Source organism: Peptostreptococcaceae bacterium (genome assembly GCA_016649995.1).
GTDB lineage: Bacteria > Bacillota > Clostridia > Peptostreptococcales > BM714 > BM714.
This window is the reverse complement of sequence record JAENWJ010000044.1, coordinates 1-13,761: the sequence shown is the minus strand read 5'-3', so window position 1 is coordinate 13,761 and position 13,761 is coordinate 1. Positions and strand designations below refer to the sequence as shown.

Annotated in this window: 16 protein-coding genes; 5 read left to right on the top strand and 11 right to left on the bottom strand. The window is 38.4% G+C overall.

Going from position 1 to position 13,761, the window contains the following annotated elements:
- The 7 genes from JJE29_07390 to JJE29_07360 form a co-directional block, all read right to left on the bottom strand.
- A partial coding sequence (locus JJE29_07390) for a formate acetyltransferase (GenBank protein MBK5252439.1) occupies window positions 1-328 on the bottom strand: 328 nt, incomplete at its 3' end.
- A gap of 426 nt (window positions 329-754) precedes the next feature.
- Window positions 755-1,951 (bottom strand): glycine betaine/L-proline ABC transporter ATP-binding protein, encoded by a 1,197-nt coding sequence (locus JJE29_07385; GenBank protein ID MBK5252438.1) that lies wholly within the window; start codon window positions 1,949-1,951, stop codon window positions 755-757.
- A complete protein-coding gene (locus JJE29_07380) occupies window positions 1,944-2,789 on the bottom strand; it encodes a proline/glycine betaine ABC transporter permease (GenBank protein MBK5252437.1) in 846 nt (281 codons plus the stop codon). The genes JJE29_07385 and JJE29_07380 overlap by 8 nt, the downstream gene beginning before the upstream one ends.
- 128 nt (window positions 2,790-2,917) lie before the next feature.
- Entirely contained in the window at window positions 2,918-3,952 is a 1,035-nt protein-coding gene (locus JJE29_07375; GenBank protein ID MBK5252436.1) for an ABC transporter substrate-binding protein, read from the bottom strand.
- Between the two features lie 338 nt (window positions 3,953-4,290).
- On the bottom strand, window positions 4,291-4,662 hold the full coding sequence (locus tag JJE29_07370; protein MBK5252435.1) for a redoxin domain-containing protein: 372 nt from the start codon (window positions 4,660-4,662) through the stop codon (window positions 4,291-4,293).
- A 99-nt stretch (window positions 4,663-4,761) separates the two neighbouring features.
- Window positions 4,762-5,007 carry a redoxin domain-containing protein gene (locus tag JJE29_07365; protein ID MBK5252434.1) on the bottom strand — a complete coding sequence of 82 codons (246 nt, stop codon included), beginning with the start codon at window positions 5,005-5,007 and terminating at the stop codon, window positions 4,762-4,764.
- A 205-nt stretch (window positions 5,008-5,212) separates the two neighbouring features.
- Complete coding sequence (locus JJE29_07360) at window positions 5,213-5,713, bottom strand: OsmC family protein (protein MBK5252433.1); 501 nt, start codon at window positions 5,711-5,713, stop codon at window positions 5,213-5,215.
- A 251-nt stretch (window positions 5,714-5,964) separates the two neighbouring features.
- On the opposite strand from JJE29_07360, the gene JJE29_07355 reads away from it, so the two are divergent.
- The gene (locus tag JJE29_07355; GenBank protein ID MBK5252432.1) at window positions 5,965-6,645 is read left to right on the top strand and encodes a DUF2202 domain-containing protein; all 681 of its coding nucleotides are present in this window, start codon (window positions 5,965-5,967) and stop codon (window positions 6,643-6,645) included.
- A 413-nt stretch (window positions 6,646-7,058) separates the two neighbouring features.
- On the opposite strand, the gene JJE29_07350 is transcribed toward JJE29_07355, so the two are convergent.
- Window positions 7,059-7,652 (bottom strand): hypothetical protein, encoded by a 594-nt coding sequence (locus tag JJE29_07350; GenBank protein MBK5252431.1) that lies wholly within the window; start codon window positions 7,650-7,652, stop codon window positions 7,059-7,061.
- Window positions 7,653-7,726: 74 nt separating this feature from the next.
- Window positions 7,727-8,530 carry a nitroreductase gene (locus tag JJE29_07345; GenBank protein MBK5252430.1) on the bottom strand — a complete coding sequence of 268 codons (804 nt, stop codon included), beginning with the start codon at window positions 8,528-8,530 and terminating at the stop codon, window positions 7,727-7,729.
- A 173-nt stretch (window positions 8,531-8,703) separates the two neighbouring features.
- Here JJE29_07345 and JJE29_07340 point away from each other — a divergent pair, with 173 nt between their 5' ends.
- The gene (locus JJE29_07340; GenBank protein MBK5252429.1) at window positions 8,704-8,985 is read left to right on the top strand and encodes a hypothetical protein; all 282 of its coding nucleotides are present in this window, start codon (window positions 8,704-8,706) and stop codon (window positions 8,983-8,985) included.
- Window positions 8,986-9,279: 294 nt separating this feature from the next.
- Entirely contained in the window at window positions 9,280-9,900 is a 621-nt protein-coding gene (locus JJE29_07335) for a class I SAM-dependent methyltransferase (GenBank protein MBK5252428.1), read from the top strand.
- 44 nt (window positions 9,901-9,944) lie between these two features.
- Here the strand turns inward: JJE29_07335 and JJE29_07330 are convergent, their stop codons facing one another.
- Window positions 9,945-10,577, bottom strand: a complete 633-nt coding sequence (locus JJE29_07330) for a GntR family transcriptional regulator (GenBank protein ID MBK5252427.1) — start codon at window positions 10,575-10,577, stop codon at window positions 9,945-9,947.
- A gap of 108 nt (window positions 10,578-10,685) precedes the next feature.
- Window positions 10,686-11,258, bottom strand: a complete 573-nt coding sequence (locus tag JJE29_07325) for a hypothetical protein (GenBank protein ID MBK5252426.1) — start codon at window positions 11,256-11,258, stop codon at window positions 10,686-10,688.
- An 867-nt stretch (window positions 11,259-12,125) separates the two neighbouring features.
- On the opposite strand from JJE29_07325, the gene JJE29_07320 reads away from it, so the two are divergent.
- Window positions 12,126-12,473 carry a helix-turn-helix domain-containing protein gene (locus tag JJE29_07320; GenBank protein ID MBK5252425.1) on the top strand — a complete coding sequence of 116 codons (348 nt, stop codon included), beginning with the start codon at window positions 12,126-12,128 and terminating at the stop codon, window positions 12,471-12,473.
- Window positions 12,473-13,761 (top strand): type II toxin-antitoxin system HipA family toxin (locus JJE29_07315; GenBank protein MBK5252424.1); only part of this gene is annotated, 1,289 nt, incomplete at its 3' end. The genes JJE29_07320 and JJE29_07315, both read left to right, overlap by 1 nt.

Here is a 13,761-nt window from a genome sequence, read left to right as displayed (position 1 = left end):
TTAGCCCGCCGTTGAAATTAACCATTCTCTTGAGCGGCGCATCAGTTTGAAGACCTACGATACTTTCGTTTTCCCGATCTATATAACCGGCCCCAAAATTGTTGATTCCTGAAAAATGCTCGGTATCTATATCCAGAACACCTTTCTTTTGTTCAAGTATCAGTAAATCCTCACATTTATCCCAAAGATCTTTTGTTTTTGCAGTCGCTTCCTCAAGAAAGCTTTCATCCCCCTCGTAGGGACTGTAATTTTTCTGAATGAAGCTCCGGACATCAATTTTATCAGTCCAGATACCTTCATTGAAACCTTCCCACTCATTCTTTCCCATAAAAAAATCCCCCTCGACAATTACTAATCAAGCCCGGGATTCTTCAAAAAACAAAGACCGCCCGGACTTATCGCCCAGGCGGTCGGCATATTATAATCACACTCCATGTGGTTTATTCCACTTCCGCCAGTCATGTGATTGATTCATCTTTCATCTTTTATTGTATCTACATAATAGCAAATTCCTAACATTATGTCAATATAAATATTGTAATATTCGTGTATTTGCTCTTTGCTAGTCTTTAAGATGTTTAATTGTTCGTGTTTATTCGTCTATGCTGCAAAAACCCCGAAGGGGCATATGACCAACCTGATTGATTTGATTATGTGTATTTCCTTTTCTTATTAAAAAAAAGAGCCGAAACAACCTGCAATAGGCTTTTCGCACTCTTTGACGTGTTTATTTGTTTCATACTGCACCAACGCTTTATGTTGCCATGGCGGCCATAAGCCTGCCTTTGGACAATATGCCTACCAAACGTTTTTCATCATCCACTACTGCAAGCGGATATAAAGACTCAATTGATTTATTGAAAACATCTCCAATATAATCTTCCGGTGAAACAACAAGGTAGTCTGTCTTAAGAATATCCTTCAGCATTTTGCCTGTCTCAACTGCCTTTATACAGTCATCCACAGTAACTATGCCCACCGGAGACCTGTTTTTATCGACAATATACACCATTTCCACATCGGCATCACTCATCTGCTTTATGATAAGCTTAGGCGAATCTCCAAGCTTGCCTGCGTTTCTTGTGACTTTCATTATGCTTTTAATTTTAAATACTTTGGTCCGATCAATATCCCTTACAAAGTCCTCAATGTATTCATTTGAAGGATTATTTAAAATATCCTCAGGATAGCCAATTTGAACGATTTTGCCGTCTTTCATTACAGCAACCCTGTCCCCGAGTTTGAAGGCTTCGTTGACATCATGGGTTATAAACACGATTGTATTCTTTAATTTCGCTTGTATATCCAATAACTCATCATGCATTTCTCTTCGAATCAGTGGATCCAAAGCGCTGAATGGTTCATCCATAAGAAGAATTTCAGGATTATTGGCCAAAGCCCTCGCCAATCCCACTCTTTGCCTCATTCCCCCGCTCAGCTGGCTGATCATGCTTCCCTCATAACCTTCGAGCCCGACAGCTTTAATTGTATCCATAGCGATTTTAAAACGATCCATCTTAGGCACCTTCTTAACCTCCAAACCATATTCCACATTCTGAACTACAGTCCTATGATTAAAAAGACCGAAATGCTGAAAGACCATGGCAACCTTGTTTTGCCTCAGGTTTTTCAATTTCTTCTTATCATATTTGACTATATCTTCTCCATCGATATAGACTTTGCCGGAAGTAGGCTTATTTAATAAATTTAAGCATCGTATCATTGTTGATTTTCCGCTGCCGGAAAGCCCCATTATGACAAACACTTCGCCTTCATAGATTTCAAAGCTTGCATTGCATATTCCAACGGTATTTCCTGTTTTTTTCTGTATTTCCTGTTTTTCCATTCCAAGCTCAATCAGTTTCAATGTTTCCTTTGGATTCTTTCCGAAAACCTTGTTTAAATTTTCAACCTTTATCTTGGGTTCCACTTTCCCACCCCCGTTATTCATATTTATACCTGTCTGCAAAAGCCTGGGTCAACCTGTCGATTATTATGGCCATAAATACAACACACGTTCCGGCCTCGACACCCATGGCTATGTCAATTCGATTGATTGATGTAAGTACGCTTAGCCCTAATCCTCTTGCACCGATCATGGATGAAATAACAACCATTGCCATTGCCATCATTGTCGTCTGATTTATGCCCGCCATTATAGTAGGCATAGCCTGTGGTATTTCAACCTTCATTAGCGTCTGCCATTTTGAAGCGCCAAACGAATTGGAAGCCTCAACCATTTCCTTTGAAACCGAGTGTATTGCCAGATTTGTCAATCTAATAACCGGCGGCAATGCATAAATCGTTGTGGCAAAAACAGCCGGAACAAGACCAAGACCGAAGAACATTATTGCCGGAAGTAAATACACGAAGCTCGGCATGGTCTGCATGGCATCGAGTATGGGCATTGCAATTTTTTCTGCTCTTTTTTTATAGGATATAAAAATGCCTACCGGAATACCTATCAACAGTGAAATTATTACAGACGTCAGCACTATTGCCAATGTCGTCATCATTGGTTCCCAATAATCGAACGACCCAATTAAAAATAGCATTATGCTAAATATGATTCCGGATTTTAAATCAATCAACTTCCACGCCGCCCAAAAAATCAAGGCTATGACGACAAACCACGGTATTAACATAAGCCCTTTGTTAATAAATATCATAAACTTCAAAATGCCTGCCTTGATTCCATCAAAAAAGAAATCGTAATTTATTGTCAGCCACATAATAAAATCTTCGACATATTTCCCGAAATGCGTATTGAATACATCTGGAAAAGCCATACACTTCACCTCATTTATTTTATTACAATACTATTGACACCATCCCCAATATTGCGAAAAGTGCCAATAGACTATACATACATATCAAATAATTATTATATATCAATAATAAAAATGTCTTTTAGATGTTAAAGGGTATCTTTGATCTTTTGAACCATAGCATCGTCTAACCACTCTGTCCATACTTCCTCATGCTCATTTAGAAACCACAAAGCCGCTTCATCTGCAGATGCCTCGTTGTTGTTCATGTAAGCCAATGCTTCTGCTGTTTGACTGCTTGAAAGATTGTACTTGCTAAGGAAATCGGTTACATCCGGAATCAATCCCGGCAATTCCTTTTGCACTGTAACCGTTATATAAACCGGTTTGAAATTGCACATTCTGCCATTTTCCCAAAGCTCATCGGAATATTCGCCTTCATCTAGCAATGTCAAATCATATCCTCCGGTAATCCATGCAGGCTCCCAATAATAACCTACCCACGGTTCACCTTTTTCATAATTTGCAACTATTGAAGCTGCTAATGATGCTCCCAATCCCGGGCTAAACAGATTATACGTTTCTCCCAAACCATACGATTCAAATTTATCTTCAATTAGCATTGAAACTTCCCAGCCGGGAGGAGAGTTATAAATTCTTCCCATGTCGGGTTCCTCTTCATCGACGAATATGTCCTTATACTTCTTTAGATCCTCTACTGTTTTCAAATCGGGAGCCATTGGCTCTATCCCTCTTTCGGCATCCCCTTCAATTACATATGTCGGAACATAAAAACCCTGAATGTTGTCGTCCATATTAGTTCCAATTTCAAGAATTTTTCCCGAAGCAATATCTTCATCATATCCAACAAGACTATCGGACCATGTCTCCATAAGAACATCGACATCACCTTCACCGAGTCCAAGCCACACAGCTGCTGAAGATCCGGGGACAATTTCCGTTTCCACTCCGAAACCGTTTTCGATTATATACCCCGCAACAGAGTTATGAAACTTATTGCTGTCCCAACCGCAATCCGCCAACTTCAAAGGGCCTTCAAATACGGCTTCCTCCGTTTCGACCTCAGCTGCACCTTCTTTTTCAACTTCAGCATCTCCCCCACCGCAAGCGGCAAGAGCCATAACCATAATAAGAATAAAACCAAGTGCTAAAAATTTTTTCAAATGTCGTTCCTCCTTTTATTGTTATAAAATATTAGTCGTTTAGAAAACAAAATCACCTGAGGCTGAAAACAGCACCCAGGCGCAATCACTCAAAATATAAAACGCGCTAATTGGCATTCCATCTCGCAACCTATTGCCATTATACAGGTTGTTAGTTTTTTTGTCAAGTATACCCAATGGGGCTAAAGTCTGCATAACTTCCCCTGTAAGGTTTCCATACAGGTTTACTCCAGCAGGCAGATATCATATGTTTTTTTTTGCCGGATTTGCCAAATCCTCTCCAAAAGAAAAACGAGCGAAGAAATCCCCGCCCGTTTCACAATATATAAATAATATTTCTAGTCGTCAAAAGCCTCGCTGACTTTCCATTCCTTCCATACGTTTCCTACTAGATCAGGATTCGGTTTCAAAACTTTTTTGCCCGGTTTCCAGCCCGAAGGAGTCGCTTCTGTACCCTTGGAAGCTCTAACAAGTTGGAACGCCTGTACTTGCCTTATAGTTTCACTGACATTTCTTCCAACCGGCGGCGTAAGTACTTCAAAAGCCTGCACTATTCCATCTGGATCGATAAGGAATCTTCCTCTTGCTTCAACTCCGCTATCCTCGTCATAGATGCCATACATGGTTCCGATTTTCCCTCCTGCATCCGAAATCATCGGGAAGGGGATGTCCTTGTCTATCATCTTGGACAATTCATTATCATTCCACATTTTATGAACAAACACACTGTCCACGCTTACTGAAAGCACTTCTACTCCAAGCTTTTGGAACTCTTCAAATTTTTCGGCAACTGCCGAAACTTCGGTAGCTCAGACGAATGTAAAATCTCCCGGATAGAAGCATAAAACTACCCATTTACCTCTATATTCAGACAAATCAACTGTCACAAATTTTCCCTGGTAATATGCAGGCGCTGTAAAATCCGGCGCCGGTTTTCCCACTTTTACCATATGTATCTCCTCCTTTTTATGTGTTTGTATTTCCTCGGCTGCTGCTTGTACCATTGGCGTTTTTATTTCTGGTCTTTGACAACCCGCCTTGAATTCCTTAGGCATCTATTCACCTCCTTATTTGTAATAACTATCCTATTTGATTCCCTAATAGTTATTGTCTATATTATTCCTACCCTTATTTTAAAACCAAACACATCTTTTTCCAAGATTTTAGGCATATACCCAAAACAAGGCGGCCCTTTCAGGCCGCCCATATAAAACATTATTATAAATTATTGCCAAGCCTGTCAAAATGGATATGCCGGAATTATTCAAACACGACTTCAACAGACATATCGGCAACACATGAAATCGTTTGGTATATGGAGCAGTATTTCGCAGCTAGCTCAGCCGCCTTTTCCATTCCGGGCTTGTCTTTCTCTTCCGCACCTTTTATAATCAAGGTTATTTTTACCATTTTAAGAGTTTTGGGTATCTCCGTTCTTTTCTCCCAATCGATATGAAATTCGGCTGTATCGAAAAATCCCTTCTTTTTTTCCACAACGTCGAGAAAAGTGGAGTACAGACACCCTGCCAACGCGCCGATAAGCATATCGTAAGGACCTACCGTTCCAGCACTACTGCCTATTGGAATCTCTCCATTCGGAACAACAAGTTTTCCGGTAAACGTATTCTCGAAATATATATCAGTTTTTTTCAAATTCATTACTTTTCCTCCAAGTATTCTTATATTATCAGTTTTCACATTTGTGTTAATTTCATAATAAATCAAATCATCCTTATACACAATGATTACGATAGCAATCATTCACTTAATTCCTCCCATACCCCTTCCTTTATTGAAAAAAAGTATTAACTTCCTCAAAACTGGGTATTATTTAGCATATATCTTGATCATACTAAGAGATAGAGTTGCCCCGATGTAGTTTTAGAATTCAAAACATCTGTCCCTTATTATTTACTCGATTTCTCCCCAGTTTTGGATATATTAGAGACCAATATGATTTTGTCACATTTCCAGATTATGCCAATTGCTTAAATTCCTAAGGAGGGTAAATTATGCAAGCAACTAAATATCAATCAAAAAATAATCATCGTATCACCATAGGGATGCTGATTTTCATTCTATTGATTAGCAGCATATTTTTAATGTCGGCTTGCAATACAATCAATGAACCTGCTGAAGAAGCCGGTCCACCGGTTAATGAAACCACAGGGCAAGAACCGGCAACCAGTCAGCCTGTCGACCATAATGTCGATATGAACCCTGATTCTTTAACTGCCTCAGATAAAGCCTTAACACTTGAAGGATATGGGGCAAAGGGCGCAATTGCCGATAAAAACCTGAGTGTCTATGATATGCTTATGTATGCTGTTGAAGATGAATACCTGGCCCACGGAGAATATTCAGCCATAATAAACAAATTCGGTAGCCAAAAGCCCTATGAAAATATCATTCTTGCCGAAGAAACACATCTTGCCTATTTAAAAGAAATTTATTTTTCATATGATCTCGAATTCCCGAATGACTCCTCTGCCGATCATGTAGTTATACCCACTGATTTACTTGAAGCTGCAAAGACCGGCGTTCAGGCCGAAATAGATAATATTGCAATGTATGAGCTTTTCTTGACTTATGACTTGCCGGAAAATGTGTACGAAGTATTCTCAGCATTAAAGAGTGGTTCCGATAGCCATCTGCTTTCTTTTCAAAAGCAAGTGGAAAGACTGTCAAAATAGCCATCTCGTAATTCAGTATAATGCTAATAAGCTTTCATTTCCCTTAAAACATTTTTCAAGAAATAGAAATAGGTTAAGGAAGATAAAACAAGGGAAGCCCATGGGCTTCCCTTGAAAATTGCATATTATAAATAAAGATTCGCTCTTTAGAAAAACTTCATTGCTATGAGCAATCCAAAATTAATTATAATAATACCAATCACTTTATGAAACAAATACACCTTGTCCTTCCATTTGATTCTTGCACGTGCAACAAACATCTGATAGATGAAAAAATCGCTTTTCATACTCGCACAAAGAAAAAAGAACAATCCTATCGCAATCACTATAGCTCCTAAGAAAAAACGCATAGATATCTCCTTTCACAATGATTAGATAACAAAAACCGAAACGTGCATCAACTGAGATTCATGTTATTTAAGTTTAGAATAGTGATCAAGCACTAGGTTATAGATTGTTTCATGCCCTTCAATATTCGGGTGTACACCATCCTCAAGAAACAAGCCCGATGAAGTCTGTCCGATTCCATCTCTGAAATAATCCCTGAAATCGATGAAATCCGTTTCATCCTCAACAAGAAAAGACTTCAACTCTTCACAATATTCATCAAGTTTTCTCCGATACGTCGGTCCGTCGTCAACATATTGAAAACGCGTCAATGTTGAATTCACATCATTAAACGGAATCGGAATACCAATTGTATAATGGATTCCTCTGTATCTCAATTGCCGCATCATGGATTTTATATTTGAAATAATAAGATTTGGCGCAAGCCCAAACTCAACATCATTGGTGCCTCCCATGATGAAGACATGTGTATATTCTTTCTTTTCCAATGCAAGCGGCAGTCTCGCCAGCATTCCGGCTGTCATGTCTCCACTTATTCCTGCATTAGACGTTTCCCAACCTTCTCTTTCTTTCAGCAGTCTCACCCAGCAATCCTTTTTATCTATATTATAGCCTTCGGTAAGGCTGTCACCCATGCATAGCAACCTGAATTGATTCATTACTCAACGTCCTCCCCGCAATCAGCAATGGCTTAAACTCAAATGAAAAACTCGTCGAAATATTATCCTCAAGACTATTTAACACTTATGATATATGAACTGTATTCGCTTAGCATCTGCAAGCCAGGCTGTTCCTTGAAAAATTCCACCGATCCTTTGCATATTTCATAATGGCTTAGCGCAATCCCCATATCAACCATTTGGATATCGTACTTCAGCCTACCCGTCCCATAATTCGGCGTTCTTTCAATATAGAAATGTGCCGTATCGTCCTCACCAAGCAGAACGCGCCATGGTTGTTTATTTGAAGCGCTGGGAGCCAGCCTTAAACATTCCAGAGCATTCCTGATTTGGCCTTCGGGAATGCGGTACCCAAAATCCCCGTAAAAAAACAATTCGTCAAAGTCAAGCCGGCTGTCTGATTTCGCAAACCTTCTGAATGTTTTATCCGTAACGGTCTTCCTTTCAGCAGAATACCCGACAGGCGATATTATTGGGATAATTTCCCCTTCACCCACCGGAACCTTTATTTGACTCCTTTTGAATGTCCCTCCGAGCCAGCATGTGCTTACACCTATTGTTTCAAGATACAAAACCATTTTCTCAAAAACATAGCCACAATCGATCATTGCCTCTTGATTGTTCGCGCACACGGCTGCTATATAGCCAGGGGCCTTCTTTACCACTCCATAGGTTCCTATTCTGCCGGAATTGCTTCCAATGGTCCTTACAAAATATATGTTGATTTTGTTGCCATTGATACCTATCAAATTTTTATCTTCACCAATATAGTCCATCAGCTTCTTTTCGTCTTCTTCCGTCAGCGGATGGCCATTGTAGCTTCTTTCAGATTTACGTCTTGCTATTGCCTTTTTCATATCTATATACTCCTATCTTTCTGAATGATTGGCATTTATTATACCATACTTGATGGAGCTCTCTACAAATACCCTTGACCTACTTCATGCCGCCCTTGTTTTTATGGCATATGCTTGTTGCCATTATTGCTTTGATGTATAGTTAAAATAAGTCATAAAAAAAAGGTCTTTCTATGAACAAACACTTGCATCCCGAAGTATTTCAAAAGAAATTTTACAACAAAAATTATTTTGAAGGCTGGTACTACAAGCTTGTTACAGCCGATGGAAAAAACACCGTCAGCTTCATTCCCGGTGTCAGCTACAACAAAAAGACTTCGCACTGCTTTATACAGTGCATCCATCAAAGCAAAAACACCGGAATGGAATCATATAATATAAACTACCCAATCGGCGAATTTGCCAATGAAGACGAACCTTTCTCAGTAATTATTAGCGGGCAAGGTCTCAATTGAATTAACCGACAATGCCGGAAATATCATATTTTCATCTGCCAGCAATCAATGCGGTATGGAACTCGTTCAAAAGCTATAGGCTTTAATGTTATTTACAAAACCTATGACCTTTTCTTTCTGCCGGTTAGAAGTTTGCCTGGGCCCATGTACTTGGTGATTCTACAAATGTTGAAAAACTGCTAAACATCTATGAGAAAAATCCGACACTGATAATTAAAAGACCAAGGAATCTGGATCAGGTTGCTAAGCTCTACCGTGACTAAATTTAAATCAAAAAAAAGAGGGTGCTTATTTATGAAAGAAAGGAAAAGCGAATTTCTATTTAATACAATAGCACCAATTTATAACTTGTTCTACGAATATCAGAAAAAGGGATTTTCAAAGATGTTGGAAATCGCCGAAAAAGAACTAGACTTGATGTCATTTAAAATACTGCTTGATGTTGGATGTGGAACGGGGGCGTTATGTGCGGTTTTAAATAGAAAAGGGTTCCTGGTAACCGGGATTGATCCGGCAGAAAAAATGTTGAATATCGCTAGGAAGAAACCCGAAAACAGGACTGTCCACTTTGTACATGCAAATATTCTGGAAAAACTGGCCTTTGATGATAATTCCTTCGATCTTTCAATTGCTTCATATGTCGCTCATGGAATGAAAGCGAGCGATAGAAGTCTTATGTATGCTGAAATGCAGAGGGTGACAAAATCAAAGGTTCTCATTTTTGACTATAATCAAAAAACATCTCTATTGACGACGATAATCGAATGGCTTGAAGGAGGAGACTACTTTAATTTCATTAGAAATCCCGAATCCGAAATGAAAAACTGCGTTAATGAATTGAGAAAGTGCTTTTTAGCGGTCAAGGTCGTCAATATTGGTGCACGGTCAGCCTTGTATATTTGTACCCCGAGATAGTATTGAACCTCCCATGACTAAAATCATGGGAGGTTCACAATTATTTAAATACCATAAACAATTCGCAAATATTCTCCAAGCTTAACACTCGAATTTGGAATGCCCACATATAGCAACTTATCTTTCGATCGAATAACTTCCTCGTCATCGGGTGATAATATAGTTATCCCATCTCTCTTAATGCCAACAATGGTTGCACCGGTATTATTCTTCAAATCTAATTCCATCAAGGTTTTTTCAATGATTGATTCGCCATAATTTAAATAATATTCATTCACCGAAATATGGTCACTGTTCTTGAAACGACTGGTATAATCTACAATTGAATTCATTGTTTCATTCATCTTATTCTCAATCAAGTCTCTTTGTTCCATAAGTTCTAACAATTCCTCTTTTAACTCATTGACACTGGCTTTAATTCTGTATTGTTCAATAAATTCTTCTGCCCGGTCAATAGAAAGCACATGCACTCCATTGCCATATTTAACTTCAACAATATTAACATCAGATAATAACTTCATAGCCTTACGTATCGTTTCCGGCGATACATTGTATTCACCGGCCAAAATTGTTCTTCCACTCAACTTTTGGCCAATTATTAACTCTTTCCTTGAAATCCTGCCTGCTACATCTACTGCAACTTGCAAATAAACTGGTATAGAGTTCTTTTTTGCCATTCAATTACCTCCATTATCATATCAAACTATTTTTTTGATTATATCCGATTAATAATTATTCATTCCCTGGCTTAAAGCACTAACCCCGTCCGTTCTTCTGCCGTGCTTCTATATTTCACGCCCAATTCTTTTAAGAGCGCCATTTGGTTCAGCAATATCATCCGCATTCAGACCTTTTATCTTACAATAGTATTCGTAGAATTCCTTCGAAATTTTTTCTTCTTTAGTCCCACTCTTAATTATGGATATTCGACTAAGTATTTGAGCGGCTTGAACATCCGTTAGATACCTATGCAAACCACTTCCGAAAACCGTTCTCTCAGGCTTATTCGGATTAAAATAGTAATCCCAAAACTTCAAAATCTTTGCTTCTTCAAGGGATAATTGGATTCTATATTTTTCGTCCGCCTCCACATATCCCTCTTCCATGCCGTCGCCTTCGTAATTATCCTTAACCAGGAAAGCTGCAAATATAAACCGTTCTTTATCTTTGGCATTGGGAAGCCTTGTTGTAAGAAGAGCCAAACTGTTTGACCTAACATTCTTCAAAGTCATAGGCGTTCCTTTTTTCTTCCCGATTTGAACTATTCCTGCATAGGCTCGCCATACTCTTAGCATCTGGCTTTCATAGCATACATACTCATCCGTATTGCCTGCAGCATCCAATTCTTCCCTTGTCATTTCACCGTTAATATACTTTTTGCATTTTGATTCCGTTCCACTACACCAAACGTGCTTGGCATTATCTATATTATATTTGATTGTTTCATCACTGCACACGCCGTTGAAACCGACTGTTTCATCACTCTTCCCGCCATCGCAGAAATTGCATTTGAATGCTATATTGCTTTTTCCGGCATTTACCCCTGTAGTACTCTTGGCGTGTTTTTCGTTATTTCTTATTATTGCTTTCAGTCTAATTGCTTCCTCTTCGATTTTCTTCATGTCCAATTCTTTTTGCATATGGTCTTTTTTCTCAACACCGATTTCTTTTGCCAGCAACTTATTTTCAATTTCCAAAAACATTCCAAATGAATTAGGATATACAAATTTCTTATTTTCTTTCACTTGATCAAAATTCACTTCTATATGGTTTTCTGAAAACTCAATAATTTCCCCTTTTCCAAATTGCTTATGTTTAACTATTTTTCCAATTAATTTCATTCCGCGTTCTCCTCTCAAATCATAAAGTGCTCCATTTAGTAATTCTTATAGATTTATATTCCCAACCACTACTTTAATACTATCACAGTGAAACATTATATGTTGCAAAATGAAGAACACAAAAATCACTGGACCAAACCAACTCCAGTGATTTTAACAAAGCACAACGATTAATTTTACATTCCACGCATTAATTTTGCTGCATAATACACATCATATACAAAGACATTCGCTTGCAAAGCAATAACCCCGTTCCTTTGCTTTTTATGCGCATTAAATTGCTCATTATGTCGCATTATACTTTCTAAAGAGCATTATATTGCACATTAATTAATTAAAGGTTATAATGTTATATAAGTATATTATTTTAAACGAGGTGTTTTTATGGACAGATTTTTATCTTCTCTAGCAATTATATCCGAAATTGGCGCAAGACTAAAAACATATAGAATTGATTATCCCTTATCTCAAAACGAACTAGCTGATAAAGCAGGCATTTCCAGACGAAGTGTAACAAACATGGAAAATGGAGAGGATGTACAGTTCAGCACATTAATAAAAGTGCTTATTGCACTTGAATTAGATTCGAATCTTGACATGCTAGTGCCAGATCCAGCAAAGAGGCCTTCTTATTACTTGAAAGAGAAATCGGTCACGCCCCAAAGAAAACGAACAAGTAAAAAAAAGCTTAAAGACCCAAAAACAACCTTCAAATGGGGGGATGAATCATAATGACAAAAGCAGCAAAAGTAAAACTCTGGGGAACAATAATTGGCTATTTTTACTTAGACGACAGCAAGGGATATGTATCATTTGAATATGCCAAAAGTTTTCTTAGCAGTGGCATCGAATTATCACCGATTAAGATGCCATTATCAGACAGGGTATACGAATTCCCCAATTTGGCAAAAACATCTTTTAAAGGCGTCCCTGGCTTGATGTCAGATTCTTTACCGGACAGGTTTGGCAATGCCGTTATTGATCAGTGGCTCGCTTCGCAAGGTAGATCACCTGACTCTTTGAATGTAGTTGAACGATTATGCTATACTGGCAAACGCGGTATGGGAGCACTGGAATATGAACCTGATAACAACGGACAAAGAGATATTGATGAAGAAATAAACATGACAAGAATGTCTGAGTTTGCTTCTGCAATATTAAAGGGTAAAAAGGATATTCTCCTATATGCGAAAAGTGATGTTTATTATAAGCAGCTTTTGCGGCTAGGAACATCAGCAGGAGGCGCAAGAGCAAAAGCTGTCATTGCTTACAATGAAAAAACAGGCGAAATCCGTTCCGGTCAGGTTGAACTAGGCAAAGATTTTGATTATTGGCTGGCAAAGTTTGATGGCGTGTCAAAAAACGGCGATCACAATCTGGAAGACATTCCCGAATATACCCTTATCGAGTATGCTTATTATAAAATGGCACTAGAAGCAGGAATAACAATGAGCGAATGCCGGCTCTTATATGAAGGTGGACGAAATCATTTTATAACAAAGCGATTTGACCGAGTGGATGGTGATAAGCTGCACATGCAGTCATTAGGTGCAATTATGCATATCGATTATAACGAGCCAGGATTGTGCAGCTATGAAAACGCGGCACTGACTGCAAGACGATTGGGATTGCCAAGTAGTGACATCGAACAATTCTTTAGAAGAATGGTTTTTAATGTGCTTGCGGTCAATCAAGATGACCATGTTAAGAATATTTCTTTTATAATGAACAGAAGAGGTATTTGGTCCTTATCGCCAGCCTACGATATCACATTTGCATGTAATCCAGAGAACCAATGGCTAAAGGCACATCAAATGAGCATTAATGGCAAAATGGCAAACATCTTAAAAGACGATATGATTACATGCGGCAAAAGAATGGACTTAAAAACCTCTAAATGCAAAAAGATTATTGAAGAAGTGTATAGAACTGTTGAAAGATTTGATAACATAGCACGTTCTGTAGGAATAAAAGATAATACCATTAACTTGATACATAGTGAACTTGAAAAGCGGCTTAT